Origin of the sequence: Mycoplasma seminis (assembly GCF_030718845.1) — a bacterium.
GTDB lineage: Bacteria > Bacillota_I > Bacilli_A > Mycoplasmatales > Metamycoplasmataceae > Mycoplasmopsis > Mycoplasmopsis seminis.
Genome location: NZ_CP132191.1, coordinates 419,169 through 439,491, shown reverse-complemented (window position 1 = coordinate 439,491; position 20,323 = coordinate 419,169). Strand labels below are relative to the sequence as shown.

The following is a 20,323-nucleotide window of genomic DNA, read 5'->3' as shown; positions in this document are numbered from 1 at the left end:
ACCATTTATCACTTATTTTGTAAAAATTATCATTTTTCAAATATGTCTATAAAATAGGCTTAAAAGTATAAAAACGCACGAAATTCTCAAAAAATTATTTTAAAAATGCGACTTTTTGTACTTTTATTCCTTAAAATAAGCAATTTCAAATTAAATTTTAATGGTAATAATCTTCAATTTTGGGGATTTTTTTCAGCTGTAATAATTAAACCATATAAAAATAAAACTGTATATAATTTAATTATGGAAACAAAACTAACATATAAAAATGGTCAAGTAGCTTCCGCTAAAGTAATTCGTGCCGGAACTAAATTTGTACTACTTGAAGATAAATATAAGAATATTTTTATTATTCACAAAAATGAAATAACAGACTTTTATAAATTACAAATTCATGATATTTTAAAACTCAAAGAAATAATTAATTTCATCGTTATAGGTTATGATGAAAAAACAAATCAATATATTGGTTCATTTAAACGTAACCACCCTAATTTCTTAAAGAGTGAACAATATTTTGTTTTTACTAGATATCACAAAAATGAATTAAAAGAGACTAAAAATGGATTTGCAAATCTACAACAATTCACTAATTCATATGTATTTCCTGAAAGTGAAACAACAATAGAGCAAACTCCTAATAATAAGGAAGACTAATGGCTTTAATTTCAATTAAACCAAATTACTATCAGGATGCTGAAAGTTTAGAAAAAGAAAACCAAATAGCTAATGAAACAATTTCTAAAATTAAAGCTTTAAACTTTGATGGTTCATCATTTTTAGGTTTTGATGATATTGCTTTAAATTTTGGAATTAATGGAATAGAAAGAATTATTGAATTTTGCAATAAACTATATAAAAGAAAAACTAATACTTTAATTATTTGAACTAGCAAGTATAATGAATTAGCTATAAAAGCTTGCTTAGAATTTATTTTTGGAAAAAGCGATTTTCACAAGGATAAAAAAATCGAATTAGTTTTTATCAATGAACAATTACCACAAGATATTGTGTCTAATAAAATCAATTATTACTTAAGAGAAAATGAACAAGAAAATATCTCATTATTATTCCTAGATTCCCTAGGATATAGTGATAATCAGCAAAAAGCTATTAGCAATTTTATTTCTAAATTCAATTATCACTCAAGCGAATTCTTAATTAAAAAATCAATTTATTTTATTGGAAGAAAAATGATTTTCGGAAAAGTAAATAACATCTCAATTCCAAGAGAAAATACATTTTTCGTTTCAAATGATATCCACCCACAATATGCTTTATTAAGTGAAATTGGCTTAATTTTACTTGCAACTCAAGGAATTAATATTGAAAAAGTAATTGCTGGATACACAGAAGCAAATAAGCAAATTTTAAAGTCAGATATTTATTTCAATGTGGCTTTAAAATATGCATTATATTTAAATGAAAATCTCAAACCTAATAATGCTAGCGGATTTGTTAATTTAAATATTGCTTATGATTTATTTTTGAATAACCTTACAGCATATGCTTCATATACTTTTAGCTTTATCTCAAAGGCAAATAAAATTTCAAATACTTCTGCATTATTCCCAAATGAAATCAGTTCATGAGCCGAAAATATCCTTTCAGGACCAAATAATAAATTTATTACCTTTTGAACCTTAAATCAAAGATTTTTTGATTATCAACTTTCTTCAAACATTGAAAATGATGACTTAATTGATCAGTTAAAATCATACACAATGAATCAATTTAAAGATAAATCTTATGATGTATTTTTAAACTATTTAAACAGTTTTAATGATGATGTTAATTCTATAGAATTAAAAATCGAAAATAATTCAGAAGAAGCTTTAGGTGAATTAATTTCATTAATTTACTGAAGTAAAATCTTTTATTGTGTGATGAATGATATCAATCCATTTAACTAAAAATAGGTAATTTTTAGACCAAAAGCACTACATAATGTGGTGCTTTTTTGGTCACTTAAAAACTTTTAACCCTATTTTTAAGTAATTTTAGTTTAATTTTAGCCCCTTGAGGCAGGATGAAAAAAATAATAAAAAAGTGGTAATATTTATAAATAAATATTAAATCCTTAAAGGAGTGAATTATGAAAATCAAAAAGAACAAGTTATTAGCCTCAGCAAGCATTCTTGCTTTTATCGGAGCAAGTGCTTTTGTAGTTTCATGTAAAGCACCTGGTTCATCAAAACCAATTGTTGGAGATGATCCGATTAAACAAGAAAACCCTACAGATGGTGTTTCAGGTCCAGTTATTTCAAAAGACCCTAATGTTAATCCTACACCTCAACCAGGTGATGGAATTATTTCAAAACCAGTTGATAAAACTAAAGATAGATTAATTTCACCTGTTTTCATTTCTAAAGATGAAAAAATCAAATATGTTGCACTAGGAGATTCAATTAGTGCCGGATTTGATGGTGGATTAAAACGTGATTATCCTGGAGAATTTAAAGATGGAAAAATTACAGGAGCTTCATACCCTGCGTTTTTAGCACAACTCTTAAACCAAAATGGTAGAGTAGCAGACTTTAACAACTTTGCCGCTTCTGGTGCTAGAGCAATTGACTGAATTAAAATCTTAGGTATCAAATACAACAACACTTTTGGAGATTCACCTACTTGAGATAAAATTGATCAAACTTTTGCTGGTAGAACCCCTAATCAAACAGTTATCCCTGGATATGCAAAAGAAATTTCAAAACAAACAATTGAAAAATTAAAAGATGCTAATTTAGTTACCATTACAGTAGGAGCAAATGATTTCTTCTACTTAATTACAAAAGAATTAGCTAAAGCAAATCCAGTTGAAATTCTTAAAGAACTTAAAAAACCTAATCCAGATTTTTCAAAAATATCAGCATTTCTTTTCGGTTCAATTGCGCCTATTATTCCAGAGATTACAAATCGTTTAACTGTTTTAGCAGAAGAATTAATTAAATTAGCGCCTAAGGCAAACATTAACTTTGTAGCATACCCAATGCCTATGTCTGGATTAAAGAAAGCTATTAATGATTATGTTAAAACATTCTTAGGAAACAAGATCAACCTTGATCCCGCTGCATTGATTCTAGACCAAATAAATTCACCATTTGGTAAATTAGCATCTGAAATGCATAAAAAATATGGTGCTAAAAACAGAGTAAATGTTATTTATGCATATAATCCTGAATATTGAACAAATCACTCAGCTGAACTTTCAGATGTGTATTTTGATATTCATCCAAATACTACCGGATACAAAAAACTTGCAATGGATATGTATCTAAAATTAACTTCTGATAATTTCCTTTTAACTAACGAATTACAAAAATACAATTTCACCCAAAACTTCCTTGATAAAGATTCAATAACTCTTAGATATGAAATTCAACCAACAGGAACTCCAGATCAAATTATTGGAGCTAACACTGAAACATATTTAAAAAATGTTGATAAATTTAATCAAGAACTTAATAAAACTCGTTCACCTCAAAACTACGGTGAAAGAATTCTTAGAATGTCTCAAACACTTAGAAATATTACAACAGAGGCTATTGTAGGAATTACAGCCACAGAGTTTTATAAACAACTTGATCCTAATGGAAAATTAAGCGAATTAATTTTAGATGCTGAACATAATGGTGAAAATGGATTTAATTCAATTATTGAATCAATTATTGATGAAAAAATCTTGCAAAAAATCATTGGAGATTTCCAAACAGAATTAACAACTCGTGGTAAAAATGATACTTTAGTAATTACAGATATTCCTAAAATTTTATTAAGCAAAGTTGTTACTGATGAAAACTTATTTAAATTAATTAATGCTATTGCTAAATCTAAATTCATCAACAATAAAAAAGATGAATTAAAAGCAGCACTTAGCGAAGTGCTAAACAACTTATTAAGCAAAAACCCCGAAGTTGTTTCAAATGCTATCTTAAATGCTTTAAAACCACATTTAGATAAATTAAACCTTGATTCAAAACAAGTTAAAGAATTATTTGACAACATTTTAAAATCAGATAAATTAAACAAAATTGTTTCATCATTAGCTACTTCATTTGTTGATAATTCAGATAAATTCACAACAGTTTCTTCATATCCTGAATTAATAAATGCATTCTTAAGCAATCCTGATGTTGCTAAAACAATTGGGGATACTTTATCAGATTTTGTTTGAGATATTTTAAATAATCAAGCTTTAAAAGATTCTTTAGCAAACATTATTTGAAATTTAATTAATCAATATCACCTTGAATACAATTTAACTAAAGAAGGAAGTGATAAATTAGTTTTAGACTTATTAAACAACATCACTAACTTTAAAGGTGATGCAACAAATAAATTTATTTCAAACTTTATTAAATACTTTATCGAAGATGTCAAAACTACTGATTTAACTAAAGTAGATGCTTCATTACAAATTGCTTTACAAAAAGCCTTTAATGAATTAATGGATGCTAAAGATCAACAAACTAAAATTTCACCATTTACTTTAATTGATATTTTAGTTGAAACTAAAGTTATCAATAATAACGCTCCTTTTGTAAAACAATTAATTAAGAACTTTATTAATCAAGTTCCTAATTTAAAAATTGGAAAATTAGTTGCTAAAACATTACCAAAAGCAGTACAAGAGTACTTACCTAATGATGCTTTTGAGGCGCTTGTAAATGTCTTAATTAGTAATGAAAATTCTCATAATATCTTATTTACTTTAGTGGATTCTATTATTGATAATTTTGATAACTTAAAAGATGCAAAAGACTTTGGACAATTACTTCAAAAAGTATTAAAACCGCTTAATTTAGAAGAATTTAAAACTAAAACTCTTGCTTTAGGAAATGATTTAATTCAACAAGAACAAATTCTTTCAACATTAAATACATTACTTAGAAAAACACTTGAAAATATTAAACCTCAAGCTAACTTACAAGATAATGAAATCAGTTCATTTGCTTCAGATTTAGCTAAAGAATTACCACAATTCATTCAAAAAACCAATATTTTAAAACCACTAGTTAATGAATTATTTAACCAATTAAATCAAGTTATTTCTGCACAAGAACCAAATATAGTTTTATATCAACTTTCTAATAAATTACTGCAAGCAATTAAAGAAGAATTATTTGCTAATCCGCTTGATTTAATTAAGCAATTAACCCAATTACAATCATTTGCAAATAATAAAGAAACAATTAAGAAAATAGTTCAATTTATCTACCGTGAAGCTAACAAAGAAAATAAATTAAACCAAAAGCTTAATAAACTTATTAATGATGCAATTCATTCATCAACTTCATTAGATAAATACCTCGATAAAGAAGAAGTTACAGCTTTAGTTAACCATATATTTGCTAATAAAAAAGTAAATGATTTATTATCACATTCAATTAATTTCTTAATTGATAATTCAGACATTTTACTTAATGCAAGTAATACTAAAGACATAATTGCTGAATTAATCCAAAATAAAGATTTTAAAACAATTCTTTTAAATGATGTTAAACCAATAATCACAAGTGTTGTTCCTAATTTAAAAGTTGAAAAAACTTTAACTAAACTTATTAAATACTTTGCAGCAAGCCAAAACATTATTATTTCAGATGAATTTGACTCTGTGCTAGGAAAATTAATCAACAATATGCTTGTATCTTTAGGGGATAATCAAGCAATACTTACAGCAATAAATGCTGCAATGGATTACTTTGAAGCAAATGATGATTTAACTTTAGATAAAATTAAAGTTCAATTACCAAGTACAATTTTTGAAGCTTTAAAAATTAATGATTTTGCTTTAGTAAAAAGTATTTTAACTATCCCACTACAAAAAAATGAATTACCTAAACTTGAAAAATTAATCAATTCATTATTAGATCAATTCCAAAAACTTTTCAGTAGTGAAGAAAATAATAAATTTAAAAAAGCTATTGCTAAAATCACTATTCCAGATGTCTTATTACAACATGGAATTTCTAATTCAGAAGTCTCTTCATTAATTATCAGAGTTTTAAAATCAGATTCATTCAATAAATTAGCTAAATCAATTACTAAATTTATCATAGCGAATCAAAATAGTTTTAAACAAGCTCAAAACTATGAAGACCTCATCTTAGTATTATTAAAAGACAGCAACTTCTTAAATGAAATTAAACCAATTTTAGATACAGCTATTAACAAGGTTTCTGATGTAAATGAATTTGCTGTAGTTAAGAAAATTGCTTTAGCATACTTAAATAATTATTTAACAAATTCACCAGATGTAAATTGAGTATTTGTAGCAGCTGAAAAACAACAAGCTAAATTAAGTTCATTATTAAGCGATACTTATGATTTAGTAATTAAATATCAAAATGATTTAAATCTATTTGATACAGCATTTGATGGAGTACTTGAATTTGCTAAAGATGGAAACGTAACTAAACTTAGTGATGTAGCAACTAAGATTGCTGATCAATTTAAGAAAAACTTTGCTGGTGATAAATTAGAAACCACAATAATTAAATTACTTCACTTATTTGGTGAAAAATTAATTGCTAAACATGCAGATTACTTAAAAGAAATCATTAATAATTACTACAATAGATTACAAAAAGATAAAACATATATTGACTACTTATTCAGCATTTTACCTGAATCATTAAAGAATCAAATTAACCAATTTACCAGTCAAAAAGCTATTACTGAAACCTTGCAATTTATTTTAGGTAATGAAAACTTTAAACAATTATTTAATGCTCAAATTGATAATGCATTTAAATCACTTTCATCATTTAAAGATATCAATACTGCAAGTGATTTATTAGTAACATTCTTAAAACAAATTGACTTCGAAGCTGTTAAGGACCAAATCCAAGGCATTTTAGATTCTATAATTGCTAATAATGAAGTAAGCAACAATATTAAAGTAGTTCTAACTAACTTAATAAAAACATATGCAAGCGATATTTATCAAGAAGGTCCTACTTATAATTTAGTTTCAGATTTAGTGGATAACTTTATTCCTTTAAGCAAACAACTTAATATCTACACACCTATTTTTGATGAAACTATTAAATTCTTAAACTTAGCAAAAGATTCAAGTGATCCAATTAATGAATTAAAACAACTTCCAAATCAGTACTTAAACGTTTTAACTCAAGCATTAAGCTCACAACCAGTTGAATTTATTAAACAAATAATTCAATCTCCAATTTTTGCTAACAATAAAACTTACATTAACTTTGTTTTAAAACATTTAATCCAAACAAATCTTACTAAGCCTCAAATTGAACAAATTATTTTTAGCTTCTTAGATTCACCTTCAGCAAGTATTGTTACATCATATATCCAAATCCCTAATGCAAAAAGTCTAATTCACACATTATTACAAAATAATGCTACTGTAGAGGTACTAAACTCATTAATTGATGAATTATTCAAATTAGATAATCCGACATTAATAGTTTCAAATCCTTCATGATTTGCCTTTAATGCACTTAAAAACATTGCGCAAGCAGGTGGATTAAATAATGTAACTCCTATTTTAAGAGATATTTTAGCTTCTCCTGCTTTAGCAGATATATTAGAAAACGTAATTAACCCTTGATTAATCAATTCTAATTATCAAGCTCAAGCAGATAAACTCCCACACGAATTCTATGTAGCTTTAGCTGATAGTATTAATCAATTTATAAGTAAAGACTTTAGCTTACTTGGAAAACTTGTAAATGCATTTGCAACTTCATTTAATGATGCTGATGATTTCAATACTGAGTTAAGTAATTTTGTTAAAGAAATGCCTAACTTAATTGGTTTCAAAAACTTTGATACATACAAAGCATTACTTCAATCAAAAATTTGAAATTACTCAGATAAATTACAAGTTATTTTAGATAAAGTTCTTTCAAATCCCGATACTGATGTATTCTATAGAAACAATATTTCAAAATTAGTTGCTCTTATTTCGAACGAAACATTAGCAAATGAATTAGGATTAAAATCAAAAGAAGACTTAGATAATATCTTTAACAGCATTTTTAGCTCAGATGAATTCAAACATATTGCAGCTGATGTAATTAAAACATTTATTAAATATGTAAACAATGAAAATAAAGATTTAAGTTTAAATAATGCAAATGATTTCAATGAATTAGCTAAAAAACTTGCTAAAAACACTGAATTAACTCAAACTATTAAACCAAATGTTGTTGCCTTAATTTCAAAAGCAATTAAACAATCAAGCCTTATTGATGTAATTAAAGCTTCTATAATTAAAACAGTTAAGAATCCAAAAATAGCATTTATTTTCAAAGATATCAACGAAGAAGAATTAAATAGTTTGATTGAAAACATTGTTAAACTTTATGATGTAATTGACAATAATTTTGGTATTTCAGACTTATTATTTGAAACAGTTATTAGCTACATTTCAACAAATGGTGTTGACTTTAGTAAACTAAATGTCTTTGGTGCTATTACTGCATTATTTAAAGATAAAATCAATAATGATGCTAACCATGAATTTGAAGCTAAAATTGTTAAAACACTTGCAAGCATTATTAATTCAGATTTATTTACTGTAAATAAACCTCAAATTTTACAAATTGTTAAAAACATTTTTGGTGATTTAGGTAGAGTTGAAGATCTATCACAATACCCAGAATGAGCTGTTAAATATGGTAATAAAGGTCCAAGAAAAGCTATTGAATTAGTTGAAGGAATTATTAATATTCTTCCTGCTAAAGCTAAGGATGCTTTAGTCCAAAACAACTTGCTCACAGATGTATCAAAACTAGCAATCTTTGTTATCACAGATCCTAACTTCCGTGAAATTGTTAATAAATCTATTGCAAATGTTCTTGAAAACATTGAACAATTTGCAAATGTAACAAGTTATTCAGATGTTATTAAGACATTTATCAACTTACTTCAAATTGATTCATTTAAAGATAACTTAATTCAATTAATTGATAACGTGCTTACTAAAGAAGAATCAATTAACATTATCAATTCAGCTATTATTAATTTATTTAAAGCGCTCGGAATTAATGTAGATAATTATTCTGCTGAAAAAATCAAAGCAATTGGGACATTAACTCAAAACCTTAAAGCAATTTTTGATAAAGTCGGAATTGTAAATGAAAGTATTGAAAGTATCTTTAAGGACTTAAAGACAGCTTTAAATACTGAAAATCAAGATGATTTATTAAAACAACTTCAATTAATTCCTGCTCATATTTCTGAAATCTTAAATGAAAAAATCAAACAAGATCCAATTACTTTTGTAAACGGAATCTTAAACTTACCATTTATTAAAGAAAACTACACATCTTATGTAGAAATTATTAAAGATGTATTATTTGCATTAAAAGATAAAGGAATCTTACAAAACTTAATTACTAAACTTATTAATTCAATGCAAGATAATGTTGTGTTTAAATATGTTTCAAAACCACATTTAGCTGACTTAATTAATGAAATTATTGGACAAGTTACTGAACAAAATGGTGAAACTAAAGTAGCTCAACACGAAGACTTTAACGCTTTAATAAATGTGTATGTAGATCAATTAAAACAATTTAACTTCTTTGGTGAAGGTGAAGATTTAAACTACAGTTGAACTAAATTCTTTACTATTTTCCAAAATAATGATTTCTTGAAAAATAGTTTTAAAGTTAACTTACAATCAATTATTCAAAGACTCACACAATCACAAGCACTTACAAATGTAGTTCTTGATATTACAAATGCATTTGCAAATGACTTACACATAGATATAAGTGATGTTGATAGAAATCAAATTACACATGAATTAATTTCTGATTTTGGAAACTGATTAAAAGCAACTAAAACATTTGAGCCAACTTTTGATGTCTTACTCAATGGTGTAATTGATTTAACTAAATCATTTACTAAGGGTTCATCATTTAAAGAAAATGCTTTAATGGTGCTTAAACATGTTTCACAACAACTTCTTGAAATATTCAACCTTAAGAAATACAAATTCTATCAAGCTGCATTTGAAAAAGCACATTCAATTCCAAACAATAAAGATGTTTTAGAAAACCTTTTCGTTAAAGTATATGATGCAGTTTCACAAAAAGATGAAGTAATTTACCAAATTATTAAAGTTACAGGAATTGATAAAACACTTGATAGTTTTAACATTACTTACAATTTAGCAAATGCAGAAACTAATACACCTGCTGGTGAAGCTATTGTTTTAGTCAAAGAAATGCTTGGACTTCCACAAGCTAAAGCAACACTCCTTACTTTAATCGAACATATCTTACAAAAAGATAACTGAGCTAAATACGAAGCTATTAAACTCCCTGAAAATTATGTTGATTCTAAAGCACATACAAAAGAAGATACTAAAGCCTTTACCGATTTAATTAAAGCCATTATTTCAGATGAAGAATTCAAGCAAAGCTTTATAACTTCATTAAGAAGTTGAATGCAAGAAATCAACATGAAGGAAACTTTTGTTAGAGTCGTTGCTAAAATTATTCATAAAGTTATTATCGGACTTGATACTGATTCTATTCTTAAAGAAAACACTCCAGCTGTAGCCTATTCAAATGATTCTGCTAAATTGCAAAAACCTCAAGAACCTACAATTGAAAAATTCCCAATTGCTAAGATTTTTGATGGTATTTCAAATCCAGAAGAACTTATTGTTGCATTAATTAAAAACTTTAACGACTTTGATAATGCCTTAGAAATTATTCCTAACTTAATTTCAGATGCTATGGATATTTTAGCTAACAAAGGTCTAGATTTTAGTGTTAGTGATATTACTTCTAAATTAGGAGAATTAGCTATTAAGTTATATAACCAAGATGACTTCCAAGCTAAAGTGCTTAACGTAATGCAAACAAATGCCGCTTATGTAAACGAACATAACTTAGCTCCAGATGTTTATACATTCTTCAAAAATGCAACTAAATTTGCAACTTCAAACGTTTCAATTGGTAAACTTGTTTGAGGATTTATCCCTACACAAGATCCTACATTTATAAAAATTACTAACGCACTTAAGATTTCGCAAAATGATCTTAATAATTTAGAACTTAACTTCGTTTACTTCATTGACCAAGCACTAAACAGTCCTGAAGTACCAGAAGTAGTTGAAAAAGTATTTAAATGATACTTAGAAAATCCAGATCAAATTAAAGGGCTTAAAGATGTCTTTGATGGAGTTAAGAGATATATCAATGTGCAAGATAATGCAGATGATATAAAACAAACTCTTACTTCATTCCTTAAGAGAATTTTCAACGATAATGCTTATGCAAGAAACATAACTAATTTTATTGTTGAAAGATTATTAAACTTTATCGGAGTAGATTTTGCTTCAGACCCACTAAACCGTGGAAAACTAGATAACTTAATTAACTTATTCGTAACTAACTTAGGTAACTTACTTGAAGAAACCGGAACATTAAATAGTATTCTTCAAAACATTATTGATACTATTAAATCTTGTCAAACATTTAGTGAATTTACTAATAAAGTTGTACCTACAATCTTTAAAGCGCTTAACTTTACAGAATTTGCTACAGCTAAGAAATTCCTTCGTTCAAGTCTTATTCAAGATAATAAAGACGACATTATTACAGTTACTGAAGAAATCATTGACAAGTTACTTAGCCAAAGTAAAGATGGTCAAGGTGGAAAAATTAAAGATGTTGTTGAAACATTTAACGTTGGTTCAATCATCCTTAATTTAATGGTCGCAAAAGAACAACTTGAAAAAATACCAGAAGATAAGCAAACTTTAATTGCAACCAATATTAATAAGATGATTATCGAAGCTACTTCTCAACCCTCTTTAGCTAAATTACTTATTACAGTGATGAAAGACATCCTAAATCGTTCTGATGTATATACGGATGATAATCATAATTCATATTCATCAGTGTTAAGCGAAATCTTTAAATCACCTGATGAAGCTAAAATTAAAGCTAATATCAAAAACTGAGTTATTGCTGTCTTAAATAACAGAGATGATATTATTTCAAAAGGTATAGCTGAAATATTCAGCAACATTCTTGCTTCTACATTTGGAATTAAAATGGATACAGAAGCTGATGTTAAATTATTAAATAATGTGCTTATTGGGTTCTTTAAAACAGTAGTAAATTCAGACGAATTAAATGAAGCAATTGATGCAGCTTACAAAACAATTCAACAAACTGATTTCGAAACTTCACAAAACAGAATTCAAGACTTAATTAACTCAATTGTCCGTGGTGTAATGAGCATTATTACTACTGATGATGGAAAAGATATTTCATTAAACAAAATTCTTAATAAAAATGTCTTTATTGCTAAGTTACTTGAAAATATCGGGCCAGAAAACTTTACAGAACTTATTAATAGAGTGTTTGATGCAAGTTCACTTAAAGATAACACTGGTATTTATGCTATTATCAAAAATGCTTTAGGATATATTTCGAAACCTACTGATTCTGCAAGTGAAAGCAGTACAAATAACAATGGAAATATTAATCTTAAATATGGATTTAGATTTGATGTAAGCATCTTAAATGTTGTTTCAAAATTCAAAGCAATGATTCAAGAACTTTACTACCCATTATTTGTAAAACAAATTATTGATATTCAAAATGGAAAAGTTGATGTTACAGGTAAAGAATATCTTAAATCAGACTCTTATAAAGCTATCTTTAGATTAACTTCTGTTTTAATGTTATTTGTTAAAGAAAAAGGAAAATTAGATTCTTCATTCTGAAATGCTACAACAATTTCATTTGAAAATTATTACTTAGATGGTACTCAACAAGCTTATGATAAGGCTACTAAAGTATTTGGTCCTATCTTTAATCAATTTAATGAAGCTCAAAAGAAAGCTGTTGGAGCCACAGATAATGGTGGATGATATAATTATGAATGAATCACAGGAAGACGTCATTATTGAACATACATGAGTAATTATAAATCTGACCAACTTTACATGTATATTTATTATGCAAATGATTTAAAGCAAAAAGATAAGTATTCTGATGGAGACGTTACTATGAGAGATGCATTATTCAATGCTATTGAAAGAGGATATCTTAATCCACATGATTACAAATTCAAAGAGAAATAATAACGATACCGTACCGCTAGGTGCGGTATTTTTGCTGCATAATAAAAGTAGCCTAGTGGCTACTATTATTATTTATTGAAATTATTGTATGCATCAATTTTGAGAAGAGCTTTTTTAAGTTTAGTTTCAAGTTTCAATTTATCTACTGAAGCGTTGTGTAAAGCTTCTTCAATTTGACGAATCAATCTATCTCTATCACGTAGAGCTCTTTGCACATCAATGTTTTTAACATTGATAATATCATCAGTAATTATATTGATTTTAGTTGCATCAGCATAAACTAGACCACCACCAATGTAACATCTAATTGTTTCTGGTTTATTTTCTCACCCAATGGTTAAATTACCCATTTCAACGTTTGAAAATAATGGTGTTCTTCCAGCTTGAAGCCCAATATAACCTGAAGCTGTTTTTAATGTAACAATATCAACGCTACCTTCATAAAAAATTCCACTAGGTACTGTGATTGTTAAATAAACTTTATCTTGTGACATTATTTAGTCTTTTTGTTTTCTAAACCAACTGGTGAATCAACTAAATCTTCTGTTAATTCATTTTGGTCTTCACTAGCTTCAGCTACTGCTGCTTTATCAACTGAATCTTCAGTTGTTTCTTCAGCTACTGGAGCTTTATCTTTGTGTAGAGCTTGGTAACGTGAAATAACATCATCAATGCTTCCTGCATATCTAAAGATATCTTCAGGATATTCATCAAGTTCACCAGATAAAATAACTTTGAAACTTCTAATTGTTTCGCTTAAAGGAACATATTGTCCTTTAATTCCTGAGAATTTTTCAGCAACGGTGAATGGTTGTGAAAGGAAGTTTCTAATTCTTCTTGCTCTAGCAACGATTCTTTTATCTTCTTCAGATAATTCACCCATCCCAAGGATAGCAATAATATCTTGAAGTTCTTTGAATCTTTGTAAGATAGCAACAACTTCTTGTGCTACATTATAGTGTTCTTGTCCAACGATAAGTGGATCAAGAAGTCTTGATGATGAGTTAAGTGGGTCGATAGCTGGATAAATTCCAAGTGCTGCAATACTACGTTCTAGAACTGTTTTAGCATCTAGGTGAGTGAATGTTGTAGCAGGAGCTGGGTCGGTTAAGTCATCAGCAGGAACATAAACTGCTTGAACTGAAGTAATTGATCCTCTACGAGTAGATGTAATTCTTTCTTGTAAAGCACCCATTTCAGTTGCAAGTGTAGGTTGATATCCAACAGCTGAAGGCATACGTCCTAGTAAGGCAGAAACCTCACTACCAGCTTGTGTAAATCTAAAGATATTATCGATGAATAAAAGCACATCTTGGTTTTGTCTATCTCTGAAGTATTCAGCCATTGTAAGCCCTGTTAAAGCAACTCTCATACGTGCCCCAGGTGGTTCGTTCATTTGTCCGAAAACAAGTGCTGTTTTATCTAAAACACCTGCTGCCTTCATTTCGTGGTAAAGGTCATTTCCTTCACGTGTTCTTTCTCCAACTCCAGCGAAAACTGAAAGTCCGTTATGTTCGGTAGCGATGTTGTTGATAAGCTCTTGAACAAGAACTGTTTTACCAACTCCAGCTCCACCAAATAGACCAATTTTTCCCCCTTTAGCATATGGGATTAAAAGGTCGATAACTTTAATACCAGTTTCTAAAATTTCTGAAGATGTTTTTTGTTCTTCATATGAAGGAGAAGGTGCATGGATTGGTGATTTTTCACATCCTTTAGGAAATGGTTTATTATCAATTGGATCACCAAGCACGTCAAACATTCTTCCTAATACTTCATTACCTACTGGAACTTCAATTGGAGCTCCTGTATCAAGTACTTTCATTCCTCTTTGAAGTCCGTTTGTAGAAACCATTGAAATAGTTCTAGCTGTATCATCTCCGATGTGTTGAGCAACTTCAAATGTGAATTTTTCTCCATCATGTTCTAAAGTTAAAGCATTAAGTAAGTGAGGTAATTTACCTTCGTCAAATCTAACATCGACAACAGGCCCTAAAATTTGTACAATAGTACCTTCATTTTTAATCATAATTATCCTCCTTTTTATTATTAAGTAGCATCTGCTCCAGCTACAATCTCATTAATTTCTTGTGTAATATTACTTTGACGCTTACGGTTATATTCAAGCATAAGTTCTTTAGTTAAATCGTCAGCGTTTTTAGTAGCATTTTCCATAGCATTTCTTCTCGAAGCCATTTCTGATATTTTAGAACTTGTTCCAAGTCCAAATACCATACTTGCAAGATAAAGTGGAATTGAGTTTTTTAAAACAACTTCTGAGTTGGGTTCAAATTCAATTACACTAGTATCTTTTTTCTGAGATTTTTCAGGTATTGTAAATGGGAAAAGTTTTAAAGATACAGCTTCTTGTAAAATATTGTTAATAAATTCAGTGTAGTAGAAATATACATTAGCAATTTCTTTATTTTTATAAAGTTGTAATGCTTTTTTAGAAATAATTGAACCTATTTCATATGAAACAGCTTCTCCTATTTCAGTAAATTTCATAATAATGTTATCACCCGCTCCTAAAGATTGAATCATTGAATATCCTTTTAATCCGATTACAATAATTTTATCTTCAGGTCTTAAAGCACTTTTAAGTAACTTAATAATGTTGTGATTATATGAACCACAAAGTCCTAAATCACTGGTCATAACAATATGTAAGTTAGCTGATACTTCTTTATTTTCAGGGAAAATATTGAAGAAATCTCTCGGTTCAACGTGTGAGATTAATTCATCAAAAGTATCTTGAAGTGTTTTTAAATAAGCATCAACACTAGCAAATTGTGTTCTGATTCTACGTAATTTCGCAGTTGAAACGAGTTGCATAGCGTTAGTGATTTTTCTAGTGTTTGATACAACTGAAATTCTATTTTTTAAACTATTTAAGTTAGCCATTATAAGCTTTCGATATCAGCTTCGTATTTACTTGGAAATGCTTTATACATTTTTGGATCGTAGTTAGGGATACCAGCAATAATATCTTTAACAATCTTAATTAATGCTTTTTCAATTAATTTATAGTTTTCATCACTAATTTTTCCGCTGTTAGTAATGTCAGCATAAATCTTAATTCCTTCAGAATCTGATTTTAGATATGTAAGCACTGCATCACGGTATTCGTGGATGTATTGTGCAGGTAATGGGTTAATGATTCTTTCTTTAACTCCGACAAGAATAATTGCTTGAGCAGGTTGTGAAATAGCAAAGTATTGTTCTTGTTTTAGAAGTTCATACACTTTAGCTCCGTGTTCAAGAATTGTTTTAGTTGAATCATCAAGGTCTGATCCAAATTGAGCAAAAGCTTGCATTTCATTGTATTGAGCAAGTTCAAGTTTTAATGAACCAACAACTTGTTTCATAGCTTTAATTTGCACAGCAGATCCAACACGAGACACTGAGAAACCAATGTCAACTGCAGGTCTTTGTCCTGAGTTAAATAATGATTCTTTAGTAAAGATTTGACCATCTGTAATTGAAATAACGTTTGTAGGGATATAAGCTGAGATATCACCTTGTTGAGTTTCAATGATAGGTAGTGCTGTAATTGAACCACCACCATTTTCTTTATTTAATCTAGCAGCACGTTCAAGTAATTGTGAGTGAAGATAGAAAACATCTCCAGGGTAAGCTTCACGTCCAGGTGGACGACGTAATAATAATGAGAGTGTTCTATATGCGATAGCATGTTTTGAAAGATCATCATACACTATTAAAACGTCTTCTCCACGAGACATTCAATATTCAGCAATAGTTACTCCAGTATAAGGAGCAATGTATTGTTGAGGTGCAAGTTCGCTAGCTCCAGCTACAACAATAGTTGTATAGTCTAAAGCTCCAAACTCATTTAATTTGTTAACGATTTGAGCAACTGTTGAATTTTTTTGCCCAATAGCAACGTAAACACATTTAACATTTTTATCTTTTTGGTTAATTATTGTATCAATTGCTATAGCTGTTTTACCTGTTTGTCTATCACCGATAATAAGCTCACGTTGTCCTTTTCCAATTGGAATCATAGTATCAATTGCAATAATACCAGTTTCAAGTGGCTGGTTAACTTCTTCACGAGTCATAACACCAGGAGCAACTTTGAAAATTTCGCTAGTTACTGTATTTTGAATTGGACCTTTACCATCAATTGGTTGAGCAAGTGCATTAACCACACGTCCAAGTAAGTTATCACCAACATTAACAGAAATAACTTGACCAGTTCTTTTAACTGTGTAACCTTCAGATACTGAGTTAGCATCACCAAAAAGTGCTACCCCTACAGTTTCTTCTTCAAGGTTAAGTGCAAGACCATATACACCATTTTCAAATTCTACGATTTCACTGTTTTTAACTTTGTTAAGTCCTGAAACAACAGCAATACCATCACCAATTGAAATAACTTGTCCAATTTCTGATCTATCTGCAGTTTTACCCATATTTTTGATACGGTCTTTAATAATTGCAGAAATATCATCTAATTTGATAGCCATATGTTACACCTCCTTTTCATTTTCATGTTTAATAACTTCATTTCTTAATTTAATTAAGTCATGAAGTAAATTCATTTCTAAAACTTCTGTCTTAGAAACAATTTTGATTCCACTAATTAATCCAGGCACAACTTCGTTTTTAAGTACAACAGTTCTACGTGTAACGCTTTGTACTTTTTCTCTAATTGCATCTAATTGTTGCTCTGAAAGTGGAAATGCAGATTGAACTATAGCGAACCGAATTTTTAATTCGTTATTTGATAATTTAAGGTATTCAATAATAATTTTAACTATGTAAGAAGCCATACGACGTGAGATGATAACTTTTAATGTATTACGGATAATTTCATCAAAAGTATCAAAAGCAATATCGATGGTTTTCATTCTTTCCTCTTCAGGAATTAAATCATTACCTAAGTAAGACATAAATTCTGGATGAAGTGCGAACATATCTTTAACAGTTTCAAATTGTGATTGAATTTCTTCAAATTTATTTTGCTCTTTAACTAAATCGTAAATTGCGACAGCATAGGCTGATACATTTCTTTTTACGTACATTTAATTACAATTCCTCTGGGGTTTTGTTAGAGTTTAAGAATTGATCAATAATTTCGGTTTGCGTTTCAGGGGTAATTTCTCTTTTAAGAATTTTTTCTGCTAGTTCAGTTGCAACTGTCACAATATATTTCTTAGCATTTGCATCGAATTCTCTTTTTTGAGAAGCAATATCTTGTGAAGTTTCTTCTAGTAGACGTTTTGATTCAGCTTTAGCTTTTTCTGTGTAAGAACGAGAAACTTCGCTAGCTTTTATTTTTGCTTTTGTTATTATGCTATCAGCTTGTTTATGAGCATCTTGAAGTTTTTCATTTGCTTCATTTTTAGCTTGGTAGCTTAATTCTTTTTGTTTGACTGCATCATCAATATTGCTTTGGATGTAATCAGCTCTTCTTTTCATCATCTTCTTAACTGGTTTGTAAAGAAGTCAAGTAAGAATAACAAATACAACAGCAAAAGCAAGTAATGTTGCAATGACCATTGGTAAGCTTGGAAATAAGTTAGAGAATTTTTCTGTAACTCCATCTTTTACACTCACAGGTGTATCTACAGCATACGCAATGTGATTTAAGGTTTCAATCATGTTTTAATTATTTTGCGAACATTAAAACTAAAGCAACGATGAAAGCATAAATAGCAGCAGTTTCAGCAATCCCTGCCCCAATGATTAACATAAGACGGATTTTTGATTCAGCTTCTGGGTTTCTTCCTACAGCTTCAGCAGCTTTACCAGCAGCATATCCTTGTCCAATCCCTGTTCCAAGAACACCGATTGCAGCAAGTCCAGCACCTAAAGCAGCAAGTCCTGTTGAAAGACCTGATGACATTGATTGACCGAATTGTTCAAATCCTTTAACAATAGCATCAGTTGTTGAACCATTTGCTTGTGTAGTAGCAACATCAGCTGCATTTGTAGCTGTAGTTGCTGTTGTAGCTGTAGTTGCAACGTTTTCTAATAATTTTGTAACTGTTTCAATCATTTTAATCTCCTTTTAAATTTAATAAATTGCTTGAGCAGAAGTTCAGGCTTCAGCTCTTTCATTAAGAGTCTTCTTAGCTTTTTTATCTTTAACTTTTCCTTCACTTGGTTCACCAGCTTCAACTACTCAATACACTGTGGTTAGCAATGTAAAGATATAAGCTTGAAGAGTTGATCCGAATAAGTCAAAATAGAAGTGAAGCGCAGGTGATACTAAAACCGCAAGGAAGTATCACTCATGGTTTCCATTTCCTATTCCTGGAATAAGTGTTCAAAGGTATCCAAAAATTGAATAAACTAAGAAAATAACAGTTGTTCCACCTATAACATTCCCATAAATACGGAAACTTAAGGAAATAAGAGGCGAAATTTTACCGGGTAAATCTAAAGGGTTAAGAAAACTTTTTAGATATCTAGCTTTTTGATAAATAGCTCCTACTATAAAAATACCAAGTCAACTCATTAATGCTAATGTGAATGGTATTGAGTAAGAAGTTACAATTGGTTCTAAACCAAATATTGCAGTTAAGTTACCTATTAAGATAAATGTAGCTAATGTAAAGATATATAAACGAGACTTTTGAACCTTGTCTCCATTTGTTGTATCATCAAATGTGTTATCAATCATACCAACATATGCTTCAGCAATTTGAGCTATACCTTTTGGAGCTTCATTTTCTTTAACTCTACTTACTTTAACATAGACAATAATGCTAATAATTAAAATTATCATTACTGTGATAATTAATGAAAGTAATTGAGGTTGATCCCATTTTCAAAGTCAGGTATCTGGGTTTGAAAGGGAAGGTTTAGCACCAACTTCATAATTCATATTCATAACAAGCCTCCTTCCTTCTTATTTTTTTAAGTGCATCATGCATTCTGTGAAAAGAATAGCAATGAAACTTGTTAACAATCCACCACTAAATGCAAAGATATTAATAGGTTTATTAAATCTATCAATTAGCGTTGGATTTTCAATACTGTGCTTAACAAGATAGTTGAAATCAATTATTAACATTAAGTAAATAATTAAAGCAACTAAGCCAAAATATAATGCTGTTTTCAAAATAAATAGTGCATACAATTTAATTTTCTTGTTTCTAAGAAATACATAAGAAAATATTCAATTTAATTTAAAAATGACATACATTAATAAAGCACCTAATGCATATCCGAAAAATAACCCACAGTTAACTTTTATCAAACACA

11 protein-coding genes and 1 pseudogene are annotated in these 20,323 nt (G+C 28.8%); 3 read left to right on the top strand and 9 right to left on the bottom strand.

What is annotated here, in order from left to right:
- The first annotated feature begins 243 nt into the window (after positions 1 to 243).
- From Q8852_RS01925 to Q8852_RS01915, 3 genes are all read left to right on the top strand, one after another.
- The gene (locus Q8852_RS01925; protein ID WP_305938306.1) at positions 244 to 657 is read left to right on the top strand and encodes a S1 domain-containing protein; all 414 of its coding nucleotides are present in this window, start codon (positions 244 to 246) and stop codon (positions 655 to 657) included.
- A complete protein-coding gene (locus Q8852_RS01920; RefSeq protein WP_305938305.1) occupies positions 657 to 1,913 on the top strand; it encodes a hypothetical protein in 1,257 nt (418 codons plus the stop codon). The genes Q8852_RS01925 and Q8852_RS01920 overlap by 1 nt, the downstream gene beginning before the upstream one ends.
- A 182-nt stretch (positions 1,914 to 2,095) precedes the next feature.
- Positions 2,096 to 13,087 (top strand): SGNH/GDSL hydrolase family protein, encoded by a 10,992-nt coding sequence (locus Q8852_RS01915; RefSeq protein WP_305938304.1) that lies wholly within the window; start codon positions 2,096 to 2,098, stop codon positions 13,085 to 13,087.
- A gap of 68 nt (positions 13,088 to 13,155) precedes the next feature.
- On the opposite strand, the gene Q8852_RS01910 is transcribed toward Q8852_RS01915, so the two are convergent.
- The 9 genes and pseudogenes from Q8852_RS01910 to Q8852_RS01870 form a co-directional block, all read right to left on the bottom strand.
- Entirely contained in the window at positions 13,156 to 13,581 is a 426-nt protein-coding gene (locus Q8852_RS01910) for a F0F1 ATP synthase subunit delta/epsilon (RefSeq protein ID WP_305938303.1), read from the bottom strand.
- Between the two features lie 134 nt (positions 13,582 to 13,715).
- Positions 13,716 to 15,116: pseudogene (gene atpD, locus Q8852_RS01905) on the bottom strand (F0F1 ATP synthase subunit beta); the annotation flags it as partial.
- A 20-nt stretch (positions 15,117 to 15,136) separates the two neighbouring features.
- The gene (atpG, locus tag Q8852_RS01900; RefSeq protein WP_305938301.1) at positions 15,137 to 15,991 is read right to left on the bottom strand and encodes an ATP synthase F1 subunit gamma; all 855 of its coding nucleotides are present in this window, start codon (positions 15,989 to 15,991) and stop codon (positions 15,137 to 15,139) included.
- A complete protein-coding gene (gene atpA, locus Q8852_RS01895; protein ID WP_305938300.1) occupies positions 15,991 to 17,577 on the bottom strand; it encodes a F0F1 ATP synthase subunit alpha in 1,587 nt (528 codons plus the stop codon). The genes atpG and atpA overlap by 1 nt, the downstream gene beginning before the upstream one ends.
- A 3-nt stretch (positions 17,578 to 17,580) precedes the next feature.
- Positions 17,581 to 18,135 carry an ATP synthase F1 subunit delta gene (gene atpH / locus Q8852_RS01890; RefSeq protein ID WP_305938299.1) on the bottom strand — a complete coding sequence of 185 codons (555 nt, stop codon included), beginning with the start codon at positions 18,133 to 18,135 and terminating at the stop codon, positions 17,581 to 17,583.
- A 4-nt stretch (positions 18,136 to 18,139) separates the two neighbouring features.
- The gene (gene atpF / locus Q8852_RS01885; RefSeq protein WP_305938298.1) at positions 18,140 to 18,715 is read right to left on the bottom strand and encodes a F0F1 ATP synthase subunit B; all 576 of its coding nucleotides are present in this window, start codon (positions 18,713 to 18,715) and stop codon (positions 18,140 to 18,142) included.
- A gap of 7 nt (positions 18,716 to 18,722) precedes the next feature.
- Positions 18,723 to 19,112, bottom strand: coding sequence for an ATP synthase F0 subunit C (atpE, locus tag Q8852_RS04530; RefSeq protein ID WP_369810268.1), 390 nt, complete (start codon positions 19,110 to 19,112; stop codon positions 18,723 to 18,725).
- Positions 19,113 to 19,130: 18 nt separating this feature from the next.
- Positions 19,131 to 19,949: a F0F1 ATP synthase subunit A gene (locus Q8852_RS01875; RefSeq protein WP_305938297.1), complete on the bottom strand. Its 819-nt coding sequence runs from the start codon at positions 19,947 to 19,949 to the stop codon at positions 19,131 to 19,133.
- Positions 19,950 to 19,967: 18 nt separating this feature from the next.
- Positions 19,968 to 20,318, bottom strand: a complete 351-nt coding sequence (locus Q8852_RS01870; protein WP_305938296.1) for a hypothetical protein — start codon at positions 20,316 to 20,318, stop codon at positions 19,968 to 19,970.
- Between the last annotated feature and the right edge of the window lie 5 nt (positions 20,319 to 20,323).